Source organism: Pseudomonas sp. NyZ201 (genome assembly GCF_049860765.1).
In the GTDB taxonomy this organism is placed as follows: Bacteria; Pseudomonadota; Gammaproteobacteria; order Pseudomonadales; family Pseudomonadaceae; genus Aquipseudomonas; species Aquipseudomonas bharatica.
Genome location: NZ_CP187557.1, coordinates 6,215,312 through 6,237,009, shown reverse-complemented (window position 1 = coordinate 6,237,009; position 21,698 = coordinate 6,215,312). Strand labels below are relative to the sequence as shown.

General features: G+C 64.0%; 20 protein-coding genes and 2 pseudogenes. 9 read left to right on the top strand and 13 right to left on the bottom strand.

Annotation, left to right across the window (positions count from 1 at the left end; all coding sequences use genetic code 11):
- Positions 1-3: 3 nt before the first annotated feature.
- Positions 4-993, bottom strand: a complete 990-nt coding sequence (gene exbB / locus ACPFMA_RS28130) for a tonB-system energizer ExbB (RefSeq protein WP_425929454.1) — start codon at positions 991-993, stop codon at positions 4-6.
- Between exbB and ACPFMA_RS28125 the strand changes: the two genes are divergently transcribed.
- Together ACPFMA_RS28125 and ACPFMA_RS28120 are read left to right on the top strand one after the other, a co-directional pair.
- A complete protein-coding gene (locus ACPFMA_RS28125; RefSeq protein ID WP_158467730.1) occupies positions 983-1,162 on the top strand; it encodes a hypothetical protein in 180 nt (59 codons plus the stop codon). The two genes, exbB and ACPFMA_RS28125, sit on opposite strands and share 11 nt — an antisense overlap.
- A gap of 28 nt (positions 1,163-1,190) precedes the next feature.
- A complete protein-coding gene (locus tag ACPFMA_RS28120; protein ID WP_420059318.1) occupies positions 1,191-2,051 on the top strand; it encodes an SDR family oxidoreductase in 861 nt (286 codons plus the stop codon).
- Positions 2,052-2,151: 100 nt separating this feature from the next.
- Here ACPFMA_RS28120 and ACPFMA_RS28115 read toward each other — a convergent pair whose 3' ends face one another.
- From ACPFMA_RS28115 to ACPFMA_RS28095, 5 genes are all read right to left on the bottom strand, one after another.
- Positions 2,152-2,889, bottom strand: a complete 738-nt coding sequence (locus tag ACPFMA_RS28115; protein WP_009394408.1) for a hypothetical protein — start codon at positions 2,887-2,889, stop codon at positions 2,152-2,154.
- Between the two features lie 54 nt (positions 2,890-2,943).
- A complete protein-coding gene (locus tag ACPFMA_RS28110; RefSeq protein WP_009394407.1) occupies positions 2,944-3,324 on the bottom strand; it encodes a RidA family protein in 381 nt (126 codons plus the stop codon).
- Between the two features lie 23 nt (positions 3,325-3,347).
- Positions 3,348-5,456: a bifunctional GTP diphosphokinase/guanosine-3',5'-bis pyrophosphate 3'-pyrophosphohydrolase gene (gene spoT / locus ACPFMA_RS28105; protein WP_009394406.1), complete on the bottom strand. Its 2,109-nt coding sequence runs from the start codon at positions 5,454-5,456 to the stop codon at positions 3,348-3,350.
- A 60-nt stretch (positions 5,457-5,516) separates the two neighbouring features.
- Complete coding sequence (gene rpoZ, locus ACPFMA_RS28100; protein ID WP_009394405.1) at positions 5,517-5,780, bottom strand: DNA-directed RNA polymerase subunit omega; 264 nt, start codon at positions 5,778-5,780, stop codon at positions 5,517-5,519.
- 168 nt (positions 5,781-5,948) lie between these two features.
- Positions 5,949-6,821 carry a LysR family transcriptional regulator gene (locus ACPFMA_RS28095; protein WP_064302215.1) on the bottom strand — a complete coding sequence of 291 codons (873 nt, stop codon included), beginning with the start codon at positions 6,819-6,821 and terminating at the stop codon, positions 5,949-5,951.
- A gap of 204 nt (positions 6,822-7,025) precedes the next feature.
- Here ACPFMA_RS28095 and ACPFMA_RS28090 point away from each other — a divergent pair, with 204 nt between their 5' ends.
- From ACPFMA_RS28090 to ACPFMA_RS28075, 4 genes and pseudogenes are all read left to right on the top strand, one after another.
- On the top strand, positions 7,026-8,408 hold the full coding sequence (locus ACPFMA_RS28090; RefSeq protein ID WP_064302216.1) for a glutamine synthetase family protein: 1,383 nt from the start codon (positions 7,026-7,028) through the stop codon (positions 8,406-8,408).
- A 16-nt stretch (positions 8,409-8,424) separates the two neighbouring features.
- On the top strand, positions 8,425-9,918 hold the full coding sequence (locus ACPFMA_RS28085; RefSeq protein ID WP_425929453.1) for an aldehyde dehydrogenase: 1,494 nt from the start codon (positions 8,425-8,427) through the stop codon (positions 9,916-9,918).
- A 148-nt stretch (positions 9,919-10,066) separates the two neighbouring features.
- Complete coding sequence (locus tag ACPFMA_RS28080; RefSeq protein WP_420059321.1) at positions 10,067-10,840, top strand: gamma-glutamyl-gamma-aminobutyrate hydrolase family protein; 774 nt, start codon at positions 10,067-10,069, stop codon at positions 10,838-10,840.
- 50 nt (positions 10,841-10,890) lie between these two features.
- Positions 10,891-12,423 (top strand): annotated as a pseudogene (locus ACPFMA_RS28075) (APC family permease).
- Positions 12,424-12,444: 21 nt separating this feature from the next.
- Here the strand turns inward: ACPFMA_RS28075 and gmk are convergent.
- Together gmk and ACPFMA_RS28065 are read right to left on the bottom strand one after the other, a co-directional pair.
- Positions 12,445-13,065, bottom strand: coding sequence for a guanylate kinase (gmk, locus tag ACPFMA_RS28070; RefSeq protein ID WP_064302220.1), 621 nt, complete (start codon positions 13,063-13,065; stop codon positions 12,445-12,447).
- A 13-nt stretch (positions 13,066-13,078) separates the two neighbouring features.
- Positions 13,079-13,942 (bottom strand): YicC/YloC family endoribonuclease, encoded by an 864-nt coding sequence (locus ACPFMA_RS28065; protein ID WP_009397037.1) that lies wholly within the window; start codon positions 13,940-13,942, stop codon positions 13,079-13,081.
- Positions 13,943-14,269: 327 nt separating this feature from the next.
- Here ACPFMA_RS28065 and rph point away from each other — a divergent pair, with 327 nt between their 5' ends.
- Positions 14,270-14,992 (top strand): ribonuclease PH, encoded by a 723-nt coding sequence (gene rph / locus ACPFMA_RS28060; RefSeq protein WP_009397035.1) that lies wholly within the window; start codon positions 14,270-14,272, stop codon positions 14,990-14,992.
- Positions 14,993-15,152: 160 nt separating this feature from the next.
- Here the strand turns inward: rph and ACPFMA_RS28055 are convergent, their stop codons facing one another.
- Entirely contained in the window at positions 15,153-15,932 is a 780-nt protein-coding gene (locus tag ACPFMA_RS28055; RefSeq protein ID WP_009397034.1) for an exodeoxyribonuclease III, read from the bottom strand.
- 80 nt (positions 15,933-16,012) lie between these two features.
- Here ACPFMA_RS28055 and pyrE point away from each other — a divergent pair, with 80 nt between their 5' ends.
- A complete protein-coding gene (gene pyrE / locus ACPFMA_RS28050; protein ID WP_009397031.1) occupies positions 16,013-16,654 on the top strand; it encodes an orotate phosphoribosyltransferase in 642 nt (213 codons plus the stop codon).
- 57 nt (positions 16,655-16,711) lie between these two features.
- Here the strand turns inward: pyrE and argB are convergent, their stop codons facing one another.
- The 4 genes and pseudogenes from argB to coaBC all read right to left on the bottom strand — a co-directional run bounded on the left by argB (position 16,712) and on the right by coaBC (position 20,820).
- A complete protein-coding gene (gene argB, locus ACPFMA_RS28045) occupies positions 16,712-17,620 on the bottom strand; it encodes an acetylglutamate kinase (protein ID WP_009395884.1) in 909 nt (302 codons plus the stop codon).
- Positions 17,621-17,650: 30 nt separating this feature from the next.
- A pseudogene (locus ACPFMA_RS28040) lies at positions 17,651-19,024 on the bottom strand (phosphomannomutase/phosphoglucomutase); the annotation flags it as partial.
- Between the two features lie 126 nt (positions 19,025-19,150).
- Positions 19,151-19,606 carry a dUTP diphosphatase gene (gene dut / locus ACPFMA_RS28035; protein WP_064305046.1) on the bottom strand — a complete coding sequence of 152 codons (456 nt, stop codon included), beginning with the start codon at positions 19,604-19,606 and terminating at the stop codon, positions 19,151-19,153.
- Positions 19,607-19,611: 5 nt separating this feature from the next.
- Positions 19,612-20,820 (bottom strand): bifunctional phosphopantothenoylcysteine decarboxylase/phosphopantothenate--cysteine ligase CoaBC, encoded by a 1,209-nt coding sequence (gene coaBC, locus ACPFMA_RS28030; protein ID WP_009395881.1) that lies wholly within the window; start codon positions 20,818-20,820, stop codon positions 19,612-19,614.
- A 147-nt stretch (positions 20,821-20,967) separates the two neighbouring features.
- On the opposite strand from coaBC, the gene radC reads away from it, so the two are divergent.
- The gene (gene radC / locus ACPFMA_RS28025) at positions 20,968-21,657 is read left to right on the top strand and encodes a RadC family protein (protein ID WP_425929452.1); all 690 of its coding nucleotides are present in this window, start codon (positions 20,968-20,970) and stop codon (positions 21,655-21,657) included.
- The last annotated feature ends 41 nt before the right edge of the window (positions 21,658-21,698 follow it).

Below are 21,698 nucleotides of genomic sequence, written 5' to 3'. Positions count from 1 at the left end.
GGCTTACCCCACTTTCACCATGTGCGGCTGAGCGGAGCGCTCGCCTGGCTGGTGGTCCAGATCACGGCTGACCAGCAGCAGGACCTGCGCCGAAGCGTCGGACACCTGGGCCTTGTAGCCAGCGATGGAACGGGCGAAGACGTTGTAGATGACCACGGCAGGGATGGCCGCGACCAGGCCCAGGGCGGTGGCCAGCAGCGCTTCGGCGATACCCGGGGCAACCACGGCGAGGTTGGTGGTCTGGGTCTTGGCGATGCCGATGAAGCTGTTCATGATGCCCCACACGGTACCGAACAGGCCGACGAACGGTGCAGTGGAGCCGATGGTGGCGAGCACGCCGGTACCGCTGGACATATTGCGGCCGCTGGCAGCAACCAGGCGCTCGAGGCGGAAGCTGACGCGTTCCTTGATGCCTTCCTTCTCACGGGCGTTGGCCGAAAGGTGCATCTCCTCCAGGGCGTCGTGGATCAGCACATGGGCCAGGGTACCGGGCTTGTCGGCCTTGTCGGCGGCGTCCTTGAGCGATACCGATTTCTTCAGCGCGGCGATTTCACCCCGCAGGCGGCGTTTGGCACCCAGCAGCTCGAAGCCCTTGGCGATCCAGATGGTCCAGGTGATGATCGAGGCGATGGCCAGGCCGATCATGACCGCTTTGACCACCACGTCGGCGTTCTGGTACATGCCCCATGGCGACAGGTCGTGGCCCATGCCCAGGGTGGTGTCTTCGGCCAGGGGCTCGCCGTCCGCATTCAGGGGCTCGGCCGTGCCTTCCACGGGCGCAGCAACCGGAGCGGCCGCTGGTTGTTCGGCATCAGGCGCGGCCGCTTGCGTAGCCGGAGTGGCCGGGGCAGCGGCGGCGGCAGGGGCTGGCGCGGCGGTCGTTGGCTCTTCAGCCATCGCAGCGGGTGCCAGCATCAGGCTGAACATCAGCGCTGCGATGGCGCGCAGGGCGCGCGATGTGGTTGGCGAAGCGGAAGGTTGGATGCGTGTCATGCTGGCCGGACCTGATGAAGAAGAATGGGTGGATGCTCTTCAGGGCCTCGAAACAGGCCGAGAACAGAAAAATGGGCGGCCATTATTGCAAGTAATTCTTGTTAGCAAAAGTAATAAAGTAGCTTTTTTTAACTTCATCGCTAGCCGCCTATCGATTTTGCCGGGATAGTCCAGCCTTTGATTACGGGAGTTTCAGCATGTCAGCACCTTCAGTCCTGATCGTTGGTTGTGGCGATGTCGGTGGTCGCCTGGCCAGGCAATTGCTGGCGGGCGGCTGGTCGGTGAGTGGTCTGCGGCGTACTGCCAGCGCAGTGCCTGCAGGCGTCACGGCTATCGCTGCGGATCTCGAAAGGCGCGAAATCCCCGCAGATTGGCCGACGATAGGCCCCGATTACCTGGTCTATTGCGTGGCTGCCAGCCAGCATGACGAGCCCGGCTACCGCTCGGCCTATGTCGAGGGGCTGCGTAACGTGCTGGGCTGGCTGGCAGAACGTGGCCAGAGGCCGCGTCGCCTGCTGTTCGTCTCCAGCAGCAGCGTGTTCGCCCAGAAGAATGGGGAATGGATCGACGAGACCGCGGAAACCGCGCCGCAGGAATATTCCGGCCGGGTGATGCTGGAGGCGGAGCGCCTGGCCCTGGAGAGCGGGATTCCGGCCAGCGTGGTGCGCTTGACCGGGATCTACGGTCCGGGTCGCGAATGGTTGCTGAGCCAGGTGCGGCAGGGCTATCGGGTGACGGAAGAGCCGCCGTTGTATGGCAACCGTATCCACGCCGAGGACGCCGCCGGGTTGTTGGCTTTCCTGTTGCGTGCCGATCACGACGGGCGGGCGCTGGACGACTGCTATATCGGTGTGGACGACGCGCCCGCGCCGCTGGCCGAAGTGGTGGGCTGGCTGCGTGAGTACATGGGCGTTACCGAATGGTCGGAGCAGCAGCGGGTGAGGCGTACCGGGAGCAAGCGTTGCAGTAACGCCCGGGCCCGGGCGCTGGGCTGGGCACCGACTTATCCGAGCTACCGCGAAGGCTACGCCGCGATCCTTGAAGGGCAAAAGCTCTAAAGCACAACGCGGACCCTGTGGGAGCGGGTTTACCCGCGATGGCTATGGTGACTTCACTACTGCAATCGCGGGTGAACCCGCTCCCACAGGGTCCGCGTGTTTACTTGCGCTCCAGCAACCAGCGCCGGGCACCCGGACGCAGTTCCGGCATCTCGTCCGGTCGCGCTTCGTTGACGGCCTGGAAAATCTCCAGTTGCTTGCCATCACGCTTGAAAATCCACGGGTTGCCTTGCTGGTTGCGCTCGAGCCACATGCTGTCGTACTTGCCGGTCATGGTTGCGCAGTCGCCGGCCAGGCACAGGGCATAGCGGTCGAGGTTGGGCAGGCCGTCCAGGCTGCCGTTGTCGCGGAAGCGTACGGTACCGCCCTGGCCCGGACCCTCCAGGACACGCCAGTCGCCCTTCATGTAGGCGCCATACAGCGCCTTCTCGAAAATCGCACCCGGCGGAACATCGGCGTCGATCACATTGGTCGTGCGCTGGAAGCGTTGCTCCGGCGCCCAGTCGCTGGTGGCCTGGACCAGTTCCTTGCCGTCCAGCTCGAGGTTCTCCACCTGGTCCCCGTCCAGCTGCACTTGCCAGTGATTTTCGTCTACCGCGCTCAGCCGGCCTTCGACCAGTTCGAAGCCGTTGCTATAGCTGGCCTGGCCCGCAGCGATATTGACCTTCCACTCGAAGTTCGGACCGTTGCGCTCCAGCGCATAGCGCAGGCCGGTGCCCTTGGCGGCAGCGTCGATCGCGGCCTGGTTGATCCAGATGCCGTTGTAGTCTTCGGGTTTGTGGCTGGCGCAGCCGCCCAGCAGTGCGGCAACCAGGGAAAGGGCAAGCGCGTGGCGCATGGCGGGGTCCTTCAGGAAAAGGTGCGGCGGGCCGGATCGCCCGCCGCAGGCGTGTTACTCGAGTACCAGGATAGCGTCCATCTCGACCTGCGAACCGCGTGGCAACGCCGCGACGCCGATGGCCGCGCGGGCAGGGTACGGCTGCTCGAAGTAGCGGCCCATGACTTCGTTGACCTTGGCGAAATGGCTCAGGTCGGTCAGGAAGATGTTCAGCTTGACGATGTCCTTGAAGGAGCCGCCAGCAGCCTCGGCCACGGCCTTGAGGTTCTCGAACACCTGGACGGTCTGGGCTTCGAAGCCTTCGACCAGTTCCATGGTTTTCGGATCGAGGGGAATCTGGCCCGACATGTAGACGGTGTTGCCGGCCTTGATCGCCTGGGAGTAGGTACCGATGGCGGCGGGTGCCTTGTCGCTGTTGATGACGGTCTTGGTCATGGGGACTCCTTGCAAGGGAAGGGCTACGCGCGCATGCGGGTGATGCGGATGACGCCCGTCAGCGCGCGCAGTTTCTTGATCACGCGGGCCAGGTGCACGCGGTCGTGCACGCTGACCACCAACTGGACGACGCTGATGCGGCCATCGCGTTCATCCATGCTGATTTTCTCGATGTTGCCGTCGGCGGCGTTGACGCTGCTGGCAAGCAGCGCGATCAGGCCGCGCTGGTGTTCCAGCTCGACGCGCAGTTCGACGTTGAATTCGCCGGTAACGTCCTTGGCCCAGGACAGCTGGATGCACTTTTCCGGATTGTGGCGGATTTCGCTGATGTTCCGGCAGCTCTCCAGGTGCACCACCATGCCCTTGCCCGCCGACAGGTGCCCGACGATCGGATCGCCCGGGATCGGCGTGCAGCACTTGGCGTAGCTGAGCACCAGGCCTTCGGTACCGCGGATCGCCAGCGGCCCTTCCGGGTTGGGCAACTGCTCGCCCTCGGTGGACAGCAAGCGGCGGGCGACCACGTAGGCCATGCGGTTGCCCAGGCCGATGTCTTCCAGCAGGTCTTCGATCACTTCCAGGCGGTACTCGGCGAGCATGGCCTGGATGCGTTCCGGCGGAATCTTGTCGAGGGCGCTGTCGAAACCGTTGAGCACCTTGTTCAGCAGGCGTTCGCCGAGGTTGATCGACTCGGAGCGGCGCTGCAGCTTGAGGGCGTGACGAATATGCGTGCGCGCCTTGCCGGTGACCACGAAGTTGAGCCAGGCCGGATTGGGTCGGGCGCCCGGGGCGCTGACGATTTCCACGGTGGAGCCGCTTTGCAGCGGTTCCGACAGCGGCGCCAGGCGGCGGTTGATGCGGCAGGCGATGCAACTGTTGCCGACGTCGGTGTGTACCGCGTAGGCGAAATCGACCGCGGTGGAGCCTTTGGGCAGCTCCATGATGCGGCCCTTGGGCGTGAACACGTAGACCTCGTCGGGGAACAGGTCGATCTTCACGCTCTCGATGAATTCCAGGGAGTTGCCCGCACGTTGCTGCAGTTCCAGCACACCCTTGACCCACTGCCGGGCACGGGCATGGGTGCCCTTGGGCTTTTCCTCATCGCTGGACTTGTACAGCCAGTGGGCGGCGATGCCGTTGTTGGCCATCTCTTCCATCTCGCGGGTGCGGATCTGGATCTCGATGGGCACGCCGTGCATGCCGAACAGGGTCGTGTGCAGCGACTGGTAGCCGTTGGCCTTGGGGATCGCGATGTAGTCCTTGAAGCGCCCGGGCAGCGGCTTGTACAGGTTGTGCACGGCGCCGAGCACGCGGTAGCAGGTGTCGACCTTGTCGACGATGATGCGGAACGCGTAGACATCCATGATCTCGTTGAAGGCCCGGCGCTTGCCGCGCATCTTCTTGTAGATGCCATAGATGTGTTTCTGGCGGCCGCTGACCTCGCCTTCGATGCCATCGACGGCCAGGCAATGGCTCAGCGATTCCTCGATCTTGTTGACGATTTCCTTGCGGTTGCCGCGGGCGCGCTTGACCGCCTGGTAGATACGCGCCGAGCGCATCGGGTACATCGCCTTGAAACCCAGGTCCTCGAATTCGATACGCACGCTGTGCATACCCAGGCGATTGGCGATGGGGGCGTAGATCTCCAGGGTTTCCTTGGCGATGCGCCGGCGTTTTTCGCCGGACAGCACTTCCAGGGTGCGCATGTTGTGCAGGCGGTCGGCCAGCTTGACCAGGATCACGCGGATATCCCGGGCCATGGCCATGGCCATCTTCTGGAAGTTTTCCGCCTGGGCCTCGGCCTTGGTCTCGAAGTTCATCTGGGTCAGCTTGCTGACGCCATCGACCAGCTCGGCGACGGTCTCGCCGAACTGCGAACTGAGGGCTTCCTTGGCGATGCCGGTGTCTTCGATCACATCGTGCAGCATGGCTGCCATCAGGCTCTGATGGTCCATGTGCATGTCGGCGAGGATGCTGGCGACGGCCAGGGGATGCGTGACGTACGCCTCGCCGCTGCGGCGGCGTTGGCCGTCATGGGCCTGTTCGGCGTAGAAATAGGCCCGGCGGACCAGGTTGACCTGCTCGGGACCCAGATAGGTCGATAGGCGATCGGCGAGGGCATCTATGCTCGGCAAGATTCGACCTCCTGCCGAGGATAAGGGACCCGCGCCGTACAACGTCGACCAGGCATGGACTTAGACGGCCTCGTTGGCCTCGTCCTCGAACGTCGGGAAGACCGGGTCTTCGGTGACGATCTCTTCTGCGGCGATGAACTCGGGGGTGACGATACCTTCGGCGATTTCACGCAGCGCTACGACGGTAGGCTTGTCGTTTTCCCAGGCCACTTTCGGCTCTTTGCCGCCGGTTGCCAGTTGACGGGCACGCTTGGTGGACAGCATGACCAGCTCGAAGCGGTTATCAACGTGTTCCAGGCAGTCTTCAACGGTTACGCGGGCCATGGTGTTCCTCGAATAGCGAATGCGGTGTTCTGCCCGGGAGTGGGCGAGTGGACTCGGCAGTTTAAAAAATAACCAGCCGTTAGGGAAGCGCTGTTTTCGGCCCCGAGCCCTGAATACGCTGACGATACCTAGATGTAAGCGTCTATTTCAATAGTCTTCGTCTATGGATCAGATCAAGGCATTGCGCAGACGCGGCGTCAGTTCGTCGAACAGCGTCTGGACCGAGCGCAGGGCACGGCAATCCGGGCGGGTCAGCAGCCAAAGCTGAATGTCGCAGCCAGGCAGGGCATCGCTCAATTGCTCCACGCCCGGCAGGGTATGCGCCATGTAGTCGGGCAGCGCGGCAACACCGAGGCCGGCACCGACCATCTGGGCAATGGAGGCTATTCCGCTGCAGCGGTAGCGCGGCAGTACGCCGGGGAGCTTTTCGCTGCGCCAGACCAGGGTAGGGTGGTCTTGCATGGAGTCGTCCGGGGCGATCCACGGCACGCTCGCCGGATTCTCCGTCAGGCGCTGGCGAAACTCCTCACGGCCACAGATAACGTAGGACGCCGAACCCAGGCAGCGTCCTACAAGGTGCTCGGGCGGCGCATTGGTCAGGCGCAGCGCCAAGTCGGCATCCCGTCGGCTGAGGTTGGCGAAGGTGTTGGACGTCGCCAGTTCCAGGTTCAGTGCCGGGTAGGCCGGCATGAACTCGGCCAGCGCCGGCAGCAGCAGGCTGTGCAGCACGGCATCGGTGCAGGTCAGGCGCACCGTGCCACTGACCACCTGCTCGCCGTGGGCCAGGGCGACGCGCGCCGCGTCCAGGGCCTGTTCGGCGCGCTCGGCCTGTTCCGCCAGGGCCTGGGCGGTACCGGTAGGGATGTAGCCCTTGCGGCTCTTGACGAACAAGGCCGTGCCCAGCGCAGCCTCCATCCGCCGGATCGAGCGGAACACCGTGGAAACGTCGACCTTGAGCAGTTCCGCCGCTTTGGCCAGGGAGCGACCACGCACCAGGGCGAGAACCAGGGAGAGGTCGGCGTGGCTGATCTGATATTGCATCGGTGCACTCTTCGCTTGCCAAAACGCCAATGTCTGTTTGCGTGACGGCCATTCTATAGTGCGAACGTGGCCGTCGAGCAAGGTTTGTCGCGCCATTCGTTCCTCCGATGGACTACCCGAGAACAAGACCAGCCATCGCCTCCGAATACCCGCGTTACCTCCTTACATCGCTGCCCCTATAAAAATTCCAAAGGATGCCTAGCCATGACGTCGGTCTCCCCGTGCGCCATCCCCGTTGATGAAATGGGCGAATTCCTCAAGGCCCACCCCGAGGTGCAATTCGTCGATCTGCTGATCGCCGACATGAACGGGGTAGTGCGCGGCAAGCGCATCGAGCGCGCGAGCCTGGTAAAGGTGTATGAAAAGGGCATCAACCTGCCCGCATCGCTGTTCGCCCTGGACATCAACGGCTCCACCGTGGAAAGCACCGGCCTGGGCCTGGATATCGGCGACTCCGACCGCATCTGTTATCCGATTCCCGGCACCCTGAGCTTCGAGCCGTGGCAAAAACGGCCGACCGCGCAGCTGCTGATGACCATGCACGAGCTCGATGGCACGCCGTTCTTTGCCGATCCGCGGGAAGTGCTGCGTGGCGTGGTCGAGAAATTCGACGCGCTGGGGCTGACTATCTGCGCCGCGTTCGAGCTGGAGTTCTATCTGATCGACCAGGACAACCTCAACGGTCGTCCGCAACCGCCGCGTTCGCCGATATCCGGCAAGCGTCCGCAATCGACCCAGGTGTACCTCATCGACGACCTCGACGAGTACGTCGATTGCCTGCAGGACATGCTCGAGGCCGCCAAGGAACAGGGCATCCCCGCCGACGCCATCGTCAAGGAAAGTGCCCCGGCGCAGTTCGAAGTGAACCTGCACCACGTTGCCGATCCGATGAAAGCCTGCGACTACGCGTTGCTGCTCAAGCGGGTGATCAAGAACATCGCCTACGACCATGAAATGGACTCCACCTTCATGGCCAAGCCCTATCCGGGCCAGGCCGGCAACGGCCTGCACGTGCACATCTCGTTGCTGGACAAGGCCACCGGCAGGAACATCTTCGCCAGCGAGGATCCCGAGCAGAGCGAAACCCTGCGCCACGCCATCGGCGGCGTGCTGGAAACCATGCCGGCATCCATGGCCTTCCTCTGCCCGAACATCAACTCCTATCGCCGTTTCGGCGCCCAGTTCTACGTGCCCAACGCACCGAGCTGGGGCCTGGACAACCGTACCGTCGCGGTCCGCGTGCCGACTGGCAGCAGCGATGCAGTGCGTATCGAGCACCGGGTGGCCGGCGCCGACGCCAACCCTTACCTGATGATGTCGGCGATCCTCGCCGGCATTCACCATGGCCTGACCAACAAGATCGAGCCGGGTGCGCCGATCGAAGGCAATTCCTACGAGCAACTGGAACAGAGCCTGCCGAACAACCTGCGCGATGCGCTGCGCGAGCTGGACGACAGCGAGGTGCTGAACCAGTACATCAGCCCCGACTACATCGATATTTTCGTCGCCTGCAAGGAAAGCGAACTGGCGGAGTTCGAGGTGTCGATTTCCGACCTCGAATACAACTGGTACCTGCACACGGTCTGATGCCCGGAGAACAACAATGACAATCCCGTCTCGCGAACAGTGGGAATCCCTTTACCAGAGCCTGCGCATCGAAGGCCGTGCCCTCGTCGATGGCGTCTACCGCGACAGCGTTGGCGGTGAGGTGTTCGAGTGCGTCAGCCCGGTGGATGGCCGCGTCCTCGCTTCCGTCGCCAGCTGCGATATCGCCGACGCGGAGCTGGCGGTAGCCGCCGCCCGCCGCACCTTCGACAGTGGCGTCTGGGCCAACCAGGCCCCGGCCGAGCGCAAGCGCGTACTTATCGCATTCGCCGACCTGCTGCTGGCCAATGCCAGGGAGCTGGCGCTGCTGGAAACCCTGGACATGGGCAAGCCGATCGCCGACGCCTTGAGTATCGACATTCCGGCGGCGGCGAACTCGATTCGTTGGTCTGCCGAGGCCATCGACAAGGTCTATGACGAAGTGGCGCCGACCCCGCACGACCAGCTCGGCCTGGTTACCCGCGAGCCGATCGGCGTGGTGGCCGCCATCGTGCCGTGGAACTTCCCGCTGATGATGGCCTGCTGGAAGCTCGGTCCGGCCTTGGCTACCGGTAACTCGGTCATCCTCAAACCATCGGAAAAATCGCCACTGACGGCCATCCGTGTCGGCCAACTGGCGCTGGAAGCCGGTATTCCGGCCGGGGTGTTCAACGTACTGCCGGGCTACGGCCACACCGTGGGCAAGGCCCTGGCCCTGCATATGGACGTGGATACCCTGGTATTCACCGGTTCGACCCGGATCGCCAAGCAACTGATGGTGTATGCCGGCGAATCCAACATGAAGCGCGTGTGGCTGGAAGCCGGTGGCAAGAGCCCGAACATCGTCTTCGCCGATGCGCCGGACCTGAATGCCGCTGCCGAAGCCGCGGCTGCCGCCATCGCCTTCAATCAGGGCGAAGTCTGCATCGCCGGTTCGCGCCTGCTGGTGGAGCGCTCGATCAAGGAGCGTTTCCTGCCGATGGTGGTGGACGCGCTCAAGGCCTGGAAGCCGGGCCATGCGCTGGATCCGCAGACCCGCGTCGGCGCCCTGGTGGACGGCACCCAGCTGGATACCGTGCTCGGCTATGTCGAAGCCGGCAAGGCCGATGGCGCGACCCTGGTCACCGGTGGCCAGCGTGTGCTGGAAGACACCTGCGGCGTGTATGTGCAGCCGGCGATCTTCGATGGCGTGACCAACGCCATGCGTATCGCTCGGGAAGAGATCTTCGGCCCGGTGCTGTCGGTGATCACTTTCGATACCCCCGAGGAAGCGATTGCCATTGCCAACGACTCACCGTTCGGCCTGGCGGCGGCCGTGTGGACGGCGGATATCTCCCGGGCCCACCGTTGCGCCCGCGCCCTGCGTGCCGGCAGCGTGTGGATCAACCAGTACGACGGCGGCGACATGACCGCGCCGTTCGGCGGGTTCAAGCAGTCGGGCAATGGCCGCGACAAGTCGCTGCATGCGTTCGACAAGTACACCGAACTGAAGGCGACCTGGATCAAGCTCTAAGAGATCTCTGAAGCGCCACGGACCCTGTGGGAGCGGGTTCACCCGCGATGACGGTAGTGAATTCACCGACTCAATCGCGGGTGAACCCGCTCCCACAAGGTCCGTGGCGAACCATGAATTGTATGTTGTTCCACGCGAGGCTGGATCAATGAAGCAAGTCGGAACCCCTTTGATCGGCGTCACCGCGTGCCGCCAGATGCTCGGTCACACGGCCTCCCACACCGTGGGCGACAAGTACGTCGAGGCTGCCGCCTTTGCCGGCGTGCCGCTGATCCTGCCGGCGCTCAACGAGGCGCTGGAGCCACAGCGCCTGCTGGAACGCCTCGACGGCATTGTTTTTACCGGTTCGCCTTCAAATGTCGAGCCGCATCATTACAATGGCGCGCCCAGCGCGGAAGGCACCCGGCACGACGTTTATCGTGACCGCCTGACCCTGCCGCTGCTGCGCGCGGCCATCGCCGCCGGTGTGCCGGTCTTCTGCATCTGCCGGGGTTTCCAGGAGCTCAACGTGGCGCTGGGCGGCAGCCTGCACCAGCGCGTGCACGAGCTGCCCGGCTACCTGGACCACCGCGAGCCGCACGACGCCCCGCTGGAGGTGCAGTACAGCCCGCGCCACCTGGTCACCGTCGAGCCCGACGGGCAATTCCAGCGACTGGGTTTGCCGCGCAGCTTCATGGTCAACTCGCTCCACGGCCAGGGCATCGACCGTCTGGCCGACGGCCTGCGGGTCGAGGCATTGGCTCCCGATGGTCTGATCGAAGCGGTTTCCATGGAGGACGCACCCGGCTTCGTGCTCGGGGTGCAATGGCATCCGGAATGGCGTTTTGCCGAGAACCCGGTTTCGTTGCGACTTTTCCAGGCGTTCCGTGCAGCCTGCGAGGCTTACGCCGGTGGCCAGCGCTACCGCGAGGCCACTCTGTAGCGGGCATCCCCGGATGCCCTGAAGAACAATTCCAATAGCGGCGACATCTCATGAGCGAATTCGAAGCAAGCCTGTCCTCGGGCACGGCGGGACTGGCTCGCAAAGCCTCCAAGGGGCTGGCCAAGGGCCGGCTCGGCCTGCTCGCCAGCATCGTGCTGGGCATTTCCACCATTGCCCCGGTCTACACCCTGACCGGCGCCCTCGGGCCGACCGTACGGGAGGTCGGCCAGCATCTGCCGGCGGTGTTCATCGTCGGCTTCCTGCCGATGCTGCTGGTTGCCCTGGGCTACCGTGAGCTGAACGCCGCAGAGCCGGACAGCGGTACGTCCTTCACCTGGTCGGCGCGGGCCTTCGGCCCGATGATCGGCTGGATCGGCGGCTGGGGCCTGGTCACGGCGACCACCATCGTGCTGTCCAACCTGGCCGGGGTGGCAGTGGATTTCTTCTATCTGTTCCTCGGGCAACTGACCGGCAGCCGCGAGCTGGCTGCGCTCAGTGACAACCTGCTGGTCAACGTGGTCACCTGCTGTGTGTTCATCGCCATGGCGGTGTGGATCTGCTGTCGCGGCATCGGTACCACCATGACCGTGCAATATGGCCTGGTGGCCCTGCAACTGGTGGTGCTGGTGGGCTTCGCCATGGCCGCGTTCGGCGGGGCTGCGCAAACGCCGCCGATGGACTTCGATATCAGCTGGTTCAACCCCTTCGGTGTCGAGTCGTTCTCGGCCTTCGCAGCCGGGCTTTCGCTGTCGATTTTCATTTTCTGGGGCTGGGACGTCTGCCTGACCGTGAGCGAAGAGTCGGTCGGCAGCGATGAGGTTCCCGGTCGAGCGGCAACCCTCACGGTCTTGCTGATTCTGGGCCTGTACCTGGTCACCGCGATCGCCACCCTGCAGTTCGCCGGGATCAGCGAGGAAGGCCTGGGCCTGAACAATCCGCGCATCCAGGAAAACGTCTTTGCCCATCTGGCCGGGCCGGTGATGGGGCCGATGGCGATCCTGATGTCCATCGCCGTGCTGGCGAGCACTGCCGCGTCACTGCAATCGACCTTCGTGTCGCCGGCGCGGACCTTGCTCGCCATGGGCTACTACGGCGCCGTGCCTGAGCGCTTCGCGCGTATCTGCCCGCGCTCGCAGACCCCGCGCTATGCCACCATCTGCGCCGGGGTCGCCGCCGGGGTGTTCTACGTGACCATGCGTACCCTCAGCGAGAACGTGCTCGCCGACACCATTACCGCGCTGGGCATGATGATCTGCTTCTACTATTCGCTGACGGCCTTCGCCTGCGTCTGATACTTCCGCCACAGCCTGTTCGACAGCCTGCGCCACTTCTTCATGCGTGGCGTGTGTCCTTTGCTGGGCGGCGCGATCCTGTCGGTAATCTTCGTGCAGACGGCCTTCGACAGCGCTTCGCCGGAGTTCGGCAGCGGCTCGCATGTGGGCGGGTTGGGGCTGGTGTTCGTGATCGCGATGATCATCCTGCTGCTGGGCATCGTCCTGATGCTGCTGTCGCGCCTGCGTGCGCCGGCGTTCTTCCTGGGCGTGACGCTGCGTCGTCACGCCACTGTCCCCAGCCGCCGCTGAGGCGGCCAGGGCGGCGAGGGCTCAAGCCAGCAGTTGCTTGAGCAGCTCGCCGTGGCGCTGCTGCTGACCGTCCCGTTGCAGGCGGTTGGCGCGGAACACGGCTTTCAGGTCTTCCAGCGCGGTGGCGAAGTCGTCGTTGATGATGACGTACTCGTACTCGTCGTAGTGTTCCATCTCGCTGACCGCTTCGCGCATCCTGCCTTCGATGATCTCGTCGCTGTCCTGGCCCCGGTTGGTCAGGCGCTGGCGCAGGGCCTGCTGGCTCGGTGGCAGGATGAAGATCGAGCGGGTCTGCGGCATCAGCTTGCGTACTTGCTGGGCGCCTTGCCAGTCGATTTCCAGGATCAGGTCGTGGCCCTGGTCCAGCGTCTGCTGCAGGGCGCTGCGCGAGGTGCCGTAGCAGTTGCCGAAGACCTCGGCCTGTTCGAGGAAGTCGCCCTGGGCGTTCATCCGCTCGAATTCGGCGCGATCGACGAAGTGATAGTTGACCCCATCGCGCTCGCCCGGGCGCATGGCGCGGGTGGTATGCGAGACCGACACGCGGATGTGGTTCAGGTCGTCGGTCAGGGCCTTGACCAGGCTGGTCTTGCCGGCGCCGGACGGGGCGGAAATGATGAACAGGGTGCCGCTGCTGTGTTTCATGATGGGGGTGGCCTTACTCGATGTTCTGTACTTGTTCACGCATCTGCTCGATCAGGACCTTGAGGTTCACCGCCGATTGCGTGCTGCGTGGGTCGAAGGCTTTGGAGCCGAGGGTGTTGGCTTCGCGATTGAGCTCCTGCATCAGGAAGTCCAGGCGCCGGCCTGCGGCGCCGCCGGACTTGAGCACGCGGCGCACCTCGGTGACGTGGGTGCTGAGGCGGTCGAGCTCTTCGGCGACATCGCTTTTCTGGGCCAGCAGGACCATTTCCTGTTCCAGGCGCTGCGGGTCCAGCTCGGCTTTCATGTCGTTGAAGCGGTCGAGGATCTTCTGCCGTTGCGCGGCGAGCATCTGCGGGACCAGGGTGCGCAGGGTAGCGACCTCGTGGCTCATGCTGTCCAGCCGCTCGTTGATCAGCCGGGCCAGCTCGGCGCCTTCGCGATTGCGCCCGTTCTTGAGTTCGGCGAGCGCGTCTTCGAACAGCGCCAGGGCTTCCTGGTTCAGGGCCTGCGGGTCGGCAGCATCGGCCACCAGCACGCCAGGCCAGGACAGCACGGCCAGCGGGTTCAGCGGCGCAGGGTTCTTGATCAGGCTGGCGACGCTCTCGGCGGCTTCCACCACCTGGCGGGCGCGCTCCTGGTCCACCTGTAGCGATTTGCCGGCGTTCTCTTCGGTGAAGCGCAGGGTGCACTCCACTTTCCCGCGGGAAATGCCCTGGCGCAGGGCTTCGCGTACCGCGCCTTCGAGGTCGCGGAAGGCGTCCGGCAGGCGTAGATGCGGCTCGAGATAGCGATGGTTGACCGAGCGCAATTCCCAGATGAGGGTGCCCTGGGTCCCGGCTCGTTCGACACGAGCGAAGGCGGTCATGCTGTGCACCATGGGAAGTACCTCGCAGATGGATGAAGGAGAATGCCGACGGCTGCAAAGGCGCAGGATTGTAACGCAGTGCGCCGCCCGGTCCCATCTACTGATGTTACAAACCGGTGTGGAAGGACAGGGTGAATACCGACCGGGGGCTTTGGGCTGTTCTCCCGGGCCTCATCGCTGGCAAGCCAGCTCCCACAGGTTCTGCAGCGACCCGGACCCTGTGGGAGCTGGCTTGCCAGCGATGAGGCCGGTACAGCCAATACAGCTTCAGGCATGTCCACTGCGGCCCTGGCGCTCTATAATGCTCGGCAGTTCGAACCCCCAGTACAGGTAACCCCTATGAAACGTCCAAGTGGTCGCGCCGCCGATCAGCTTCGCTCGATCCGCATCACCCGCAACTACACCAAGCACGCCGAAGGGTCGGTACTGGTCGAGTTCGGCGACACCAAGGTGGTCTGCACGGTCAGCGTCGAGAACGGTGTTCCGCGCTTCCTCAAAGGCCAGGGCCAGGGCTGGCTGACCGCCGAATACGGCATGCTGCCGCGTTCGACCGGCGAGCGTAACCAGCGTGAGGCCAGCCGTGGCAAGCAGGGCGGCCGGACCCTGGAAATCCAGCGCCTGATCGGGCGCTCGCTGCGCGCCGCCCTGGACATGAGCAAGCTTGGCGACATCACCCTGTATGTCGATTGCGATGTGATCCAGGCCGATGGCGGCACCCGCACCGCATCCATTACCGGTGCGATGGTCGCCCTGGTCGATGCCCTGCGCGTGGTCAAGAAGCGTGGCGGCCTGAAGGGCGGCGACCCGCTCAAGCACATGATCGCCGCCGTATCGGTGGGCATGTACCAGGGCGAAGCGGTCCTCGACCTGGACTACCTGGAAGACTCCGCCGCCGAGACCGACCTGAACGTGGTCATGACCAGCTCGGGCGGCTTCATCGAGGTCCAGGGCACCGCAGAAGGCGCGCCGTTCCAGCCGCAAGAGCTGAACGCCATGCTGGCGATCGCGCAGAAAGGCATGGCCGATCTGTTCGAGCTGCAGAAGGCTGCGCTGGCCGATTGATCCAGCGCGGGCCTTGTGGGAGCGGGTTCACCCGCGATTGCGATGGTGGTTTCACTACAGCTATCGCGGGTGAACCCGCTCCCACAGGTGCCGCGTCGTCTTTCGGGATATCAGGCACAAAAAAGCCGACCCATGAGGTCGGCTTTTTTGCGTCTGGTGATCAGATCGTCAGCGTCCAGTCGTAGTCCACGATCAGCGGCGCGTGCTGCGAGAAGCGCGGCTGGCGTGGCAGGCGTGCACTGCGCACGAAGCGGCGCAGGCCCGGGGTCAGCAACTGGTAGTCGAAGCGATAGCCCAGGTTGAGCATCTCGGCCTGCTCGTTGTCTGGCCACCAGCTGTACTGGTCGCCTTCGCGGCTGACTTCGCGCAGGGCATCGACATAACCCATGTTGCCGACGATCTCGTCCATCCAGGCACGCTCGGGGGCAAGGAAGCCCGGCGACTGCTGGCTGTCGCGCCAGTTCTTGATGTCGAGCTTCTGCTGCGCCACGTAGAGCGAGCCGCAGTAGATGTATTCACGGCGCTTGCGACGCTGCTTGTCCAGGTACTTGGCGAAGTCGTCCATCAACTTGAACTTCTGGTTCAGGTCTTCGTCGCCGTTCTGCCCGGAAGGCAGGAGCAAGGTAGCAATACTGACTTTGTCGAAATCGGCCTGCAGGTAACGTCCGTAGCGGTCGGCTGTCTCGAAGCCCAGGCCGCTGATGACTGCCTTGGGCTGCAACCGCGAATAAAGTGCCACGCCGCCTTGGGCGGGTACTTCTGCGTCGCAGGCATAAAGGAAGTAGCCATCGAGCTGATAAGCCGGGTCGTCGAGTTCAAAGGCCGAAGCGCGGGTATCCTGAAGGCAGATGACGTCGGCATTCTGGGCTTGCAGCCAGCTGAGCAAACCACGCTCGACCGCAGCCTGAATGCCATTAACGTTCACACTGATGATCCGCATAAATGGCCCCAAAAATCACGTGCGTGTATGATACCCGAGCTCTACTCAATTAGCTAAATCCGTGGTATCCGGGACTCCTCATGCAGCCGTATCAGCGCGACTTCATTCGTTTTGCCATCGATCGCGGGGTTCTGCGCTTCGGTGAGTTCACTCTCAAGTCGGGCCGTACCAGCCCGTATTTCTTCAATGCCGGCCTGTTCAACAGCGGTTCGGCCCTGGCCCAGCTCGGTCGTTGCTACGCGGCGGCGATCGTCGACAGCAAGATTCCGTTCGACGTGCTGTTCGGCCCGGCCTACAAGGGCATTCCCCTGGCTGCGGCCACCGCGGTCGCCCTGGCCGAGCAGCATCAGCTCGACGTGCCATGGTGCTTCAACCGCAAGGAAGCCAAGGACCACGGCGAAGGCGGCAGCCTGGTTGGCGCGCCGCTGGCTGGTGACGTGCTGATCATCGACGACGTGATCACTGCCGGCACCGCGATCCGCGAAGTCATGCAGATCATCAAGGCCCAGCAAGCCCGTGCCGCCGGCGTGCTGATCGCGCTGAACCGCGAAGAGCGCGGCAATGGCGAGTTGTCGGCGATCCAGGAAGTGGAGCGCGACTTCGGCATTCCGGTGGTCAGCATCGTTTCCCTGACCCAGGTCCTCGAGTTCCTTGCCGACGACCCGCAGCTCAAGCAGCACCTGCCAGCGGTGGAGGCCTACCGCGCGCAGTACGGCATCTGAGCCGGAGGAAATGAAAAAGGCGACCCGAGGGTCGCCTTTTTCTTGCCCGCAAAACGCTTACTGACGCGGTTTGCGGTTGGTGATCAGGGTGCCGACGCCGCTGTCGGTGAAGATTTCCAGCAGTACGGCATTCGGTACCCGGCCGTCGATGATGTGCGAGCTGTGCACGCCGCCCTGGACCGCTTCCAGCGCGCAGCGGATCTTCGGCAGCATGCCGCCGTAGATGGTGCCGTCGGCGATCAGTGCGTCGACCTGTTCGGTGCTCAGACCGGTCAGCACGGTACCTTGCTTGTCCATCAGGCCGGCGATGTTGGTCAGCAGCATCAGCTTCTCGGCTTTCAGCGCTTCGGCAACCTTGCCGGCAACCAGGTCGGCGTTGATGTTGTACGACTCACCGTTCGGGCCCACGCCGATTGGCGCGATGACCGGGATGAAATCGCCCTTCACCAGCATGTTCAGCAGGTCGGTGTTGACGCCCACCACTTCGCCGACATGGCCGATGTCGATGATTTCCGGGGTAGTCATTTCCGGGGTCTGACGGGTGACGGTGAGCTTTTTCGCGCGGATCAGCTCGGCGTCCTTGCCGGTCAGGCCGATGGCGCTGCCGCCGTGACGGTTGATCAGGTTGACGATGTCCTTGTTCACCTGGCCGCCAAGCACCATTTCCACCACGTCCATGGTCGCGGCGTCGGTAACCCGCATGCCATCGACGAAACGGCTTTCGATCGACAGACGGTTGAGCAGGTCACCGATCTGCGGGCCACCGCCGTGCACCACCACCGGGTTGATGCCGACCGCCTTCATCAGCACCACGTCGCGGGCGAAGCCGGTTTTCAGCTCTTCGCTCTCCATCGCGTTGCCGCCGTACTTGATCACCAGGGTCTTGCCGACGAAGCGTCGGATATAAGGCAGCGCTTCGGACAGTACCTTGGCGACATGGGTGGCGGCATCGCGATCGAGGGTCATGCAGGGCTCCAGTTGGAACAAGTGGTTCGGTCAGAACGGTAGTTGCAGGTCAGGGGCTACGCGCTTGAGCTGCGCGTGGAATATAGCCTTGATTCGCTGCAGTTCAGCGTCATTGTCGGCCTCGAAGCGCAGCACCAGCACCGGGGTGGTGTTGGAGGCGCGGACCAGGCCCCAGCCGTGGGGATAATCGACCCGCACACCGTCGATGGTGGTCAGGTCGGCTTGGCCCCAGTCGGCGTCGCGTTGCAGTGCATCAATGATGGCGAATTTACTCTCGTCGGTCACATCAATGTTGATTTCCGGCGTGGAAATATCATTCGGGAAGCCGGCGAACAGGGTTTCGGCGTCCGTTTCGGCCTTGCTGAGGATTTCCAGCAGCCGCGCGGCGCTGTAGATACCGTCGTCGAAGCCGAACCAGCGTTCCTTGATGAAAATGTGCCCGCTCATCTCGCCTGCAAGCAGGGCGCCGGTTTCCTTCATCTTCTTCTTGATCAGCGAGTGGCCGGTTTTCCACATCCGCGCATGGCCGCCGTGTTCGGCGATCAGCGGGGTCAGGCGACGGGTGCACTTGACGTCGAAGATGATCTCGGCGCCCGGGTTGCGGTCCAGCACGTCCTGGGCGAACAGCATCAGCAGGCGGTCGGGATAGACGATGCTGCCGGTGTTGGTCACCACGCCGACGCGGTCACCGTCGCCGTCGAAGGCCAGGCCGATGTCGGCGCCGGTTTCCTTCACTTTCGCGATCAGATCGACGAGGTTCTCCGGTTTTCCCGGATCCGGATGGTGATTGGGGAAGTTGCCGTCCACTTCGCAGAACAATGGGATGACCTCGCAGTTCAGCGCGGCCAGCAGCTGTGGCGCGTTGACCCCGGCTGCACCGTTGCCGCAGTCCACCACCACCTTCAGGCGCCGGGCGAGCTTGATGTCGCCGACGATCTGCTGGTGATAGCGCGGGAGGATATCGACCTTTTCCACCTTGCCGGCGCCGCGCGGCAGGTCCTCGTTCTTGATGCGGTTCAGCAGGGCCTGGATCTGCTCGTTGGCGAGGGTGTCGCCGGCGATGACGATCTTGAAGCCGTTGTAGTCCGACGGGTTATGGCTGCCAGTGAGCATCACCCCGGACTTGCCGGCCAGCACATTGGCCGCGTAGTACAGGGCCGGGGTCGGCACCAGGCCGACATCGCTGACCTGGCAACCGGCGTCGGCCAGGCCCTTGATCAGTTGTTCCACCAGCATCGGGCCGGACAGGCGGCCATCACGGCCAACGGAAACGTTCGGCTCGCCCTGGGCGATGCTCTGGGCGCCGATGGCGCGGCCGATCCAGTAAGCCGTTTCGGCGTGCAGGGTCTTTCCGACCACACCACGGATATCGTAGGCGCGGAAGATGCTGTCAGGCAGTGCGGGGATCAGTTGGGCCATATCGTTCATCACGGGACTCCAGTCTCGAAGGCTTTCGGGCGTATGGAACGCTTGGACGGCCTTTCCGGCGGAGAGTTCGCCCTCGACAGGCCGTCGAGGGCGATCAGTGGATCAATGGCTACCGGAATGACCGAAGCCGCCGGCGCCGCGCTGGGTCTCGTCGAAGGTCTCGACGATGTCGAAATGCGCCTGTACCACCGGCACCAGGACCAGCTGCGCGATGCGCTCGCCGACGGCGATATTGAAGGCGGTCTGGCCGCGGTTCCAGCACGACACCATCAGTTCGCCCTGGTAGTCCGAGTCGATCAGGCCGACCAGGTTGCCCAGGACGATGCCGTGTTTGTGGCCCAGGCCGGAGCGCGGCAGGATCATGGCCGCCAGGCCCGGGTCGCCGATGTAGATCGACAGTCCGGTGGGGATCAGCAGGGTCTGGCCCGGCTCGAGGACGGTGTCTTCCTTGAGCATCGCGCGCAGGTCGAGGCCGGCCGAGCCGGGGGTGGCGTATTGCGGCAGCGGGAATTCTGCGCCGATGCGTGGGTCGAGGATCTTGGCTTGGAGAGCGTGCATGTGGATCAAACCTGGTTGAGGCGTTCAGCGATGAAAGCGATCAGCTGGCGGGCGATCTTGCCCTTGCTGGTCTGCGCGAAAAGGGTTTCGTGGAGCTGGCGGTCGATCACGCTGCAGGCGTTTTCCTCGCTGTTGAAGCCAATGCTGGGGTTGGCCACGTCATTGGCGACGATCAGGTCGAGGTTCTTGTCCTTGAGCTTGCGGGCGGCGTAATCGAGCAGGTGTTCGGTTTCGGCGGCGAAGCCGACGCTGAACGGACGGTCGGGACGAGTGGCGATGGTGGCCAGGATGTCCGGGTTGCGCACCATCTGCAGCAGTAGGCCGTCGCCGGTCGTAGGGTCTTTCTTGAGTTTCTGCGGGGCGACGACTTCCGGGCGGTAGTCCGCGACCGCCGCCGAGGCAATGAACAAATCGCAGGGGATTGCCGCCTCGCAGGCCGCGAGCATATCGCGGGCGCTGACCACGTCGATCCGGGTGACCCGGTCCGGGGTCGGCAGGTGCACCGGGCCGGTGACGAGCGTTACCCGGGCGCCGGCTTCCACTGCGGCCTCGGCCAGGGCGAAGCCCATTTTCCCGGAGCTATGGTTGGTGATGTAGCGCACCGGGTCGATGTTTTCCTGGGTCGGGCCGGCGGTAATCAGTACGTGCTTGCCGGTCAGCGACTCGCGCTTGAAGCATTCGGCGGCGCACCAGGCCAGGTCGGTGGCTTCGAGCATGCGGCCGAGGCCCACGTCGCCGCAGGCCTGGCTGCCCGACGCCGGGCCGAAGACCTGGATCCGGCGTTGCTGCAAGGTATCGAGGTTGGCCTGGGTGGCCGGATCGCGCCACATCGCCTGGTTCATCGCCGGAGCGACGGCCACGGTGGCGTCGGTGGCGAGTACCAGGGTGGTCAGCAGATCGTCGGCCACGCCCTGGGCGAGGCGCGCGATCAGGTCGGCGGTGGCGGGTGCGATCAGCACCAGGTCGGCCCATTTGGCCAGTTCGATATGGCCCATCGCCGCTTCGGCAGCGGGATCCAATAGGTCCATGTGCACGGGGTGCCCGGACAGCGCTTGCATGGTCAGCGGAGTGATGAATTCGGCTCCGCCGCGGGTCATGACCACGCGCACCTGGGCGCCGTGTTCCAGAAGTCGGCGAACCAGCTCGGCGCTCTTGTAGGCGGCAATGCCGCCGCCGACGCCGAGAACAATGCGTTTCCGATACAGCCGCTGCATAGGCCTGCCTTTTTCCGATGGAAGTTGTGCACCGCGCCGACGCCTCCCCAGGCCGAATCGCTGTGCAAAAAGTGGCGGCTAATGTAGCACAGCGCCGCTTCCAGCAAGAGCGCCGGAAGCAGTAACGGACAGACAGAGGGATTTGCGATGAGCATCAGGGACTGGCCTGCGGCGGAACGGCCAAGGGAAAAGCTGTTGGAACGGGGCGCGGCAAACCTGTCGGACGCCGAATTGCTGGCGATTTTCCTGCGCATCGGCGTACGTGGAAAAAGCGCGGTGGACCTGGCCCGGGAGCTGCTGCAGCGCTTTGGCGGCCTGCGTGGGTTGCTGGAGGCGGATCAGCGTGGTTTCAGCCAGGGGCGAGGCCTTGGCCCGGCCAAGTTCGCCCAGTTGCAGGCGGTGATGGAAATGGCGCGCCGGAACCTGGGGGAAACCCTGCAGCGGGGTTCGGCGCTGGAGCGGCCAGAGGCGGTGCGCACCTACCTGAAGGCGCAGATGCGGCATGAGCGCAACGAGGTGTTCGGCTGCCTGTTCCTCGACACCAAGCACCGGCCGCTAGGCTTCGAAATCCTTTTCCGTGGTTCCATCGACAGCGCCACGGTGTATCCGCGCCAGGTGGTCAAGCGAGCCCTGGCCTACAACGCGGCGGCGTTGATCCTGTGTCACAACCATCCTTCGGGCAACCCCGAGCCAAGCAAGGCCGACATCCGCCTGACCCACCGGCTGGTGGATGCCCTGGAAAGCATCGAGGTGCGCGTGCTCGATCACTTCATCATCGGCGACGGCGAGCCGTTGTCGATGCTGGAGCAGGGGTGTTTTTTCAGCAACCCGTCCTGAGGGGGGGCTGATGGCCCTATCGCTGGCAAGCCAGCGATAGG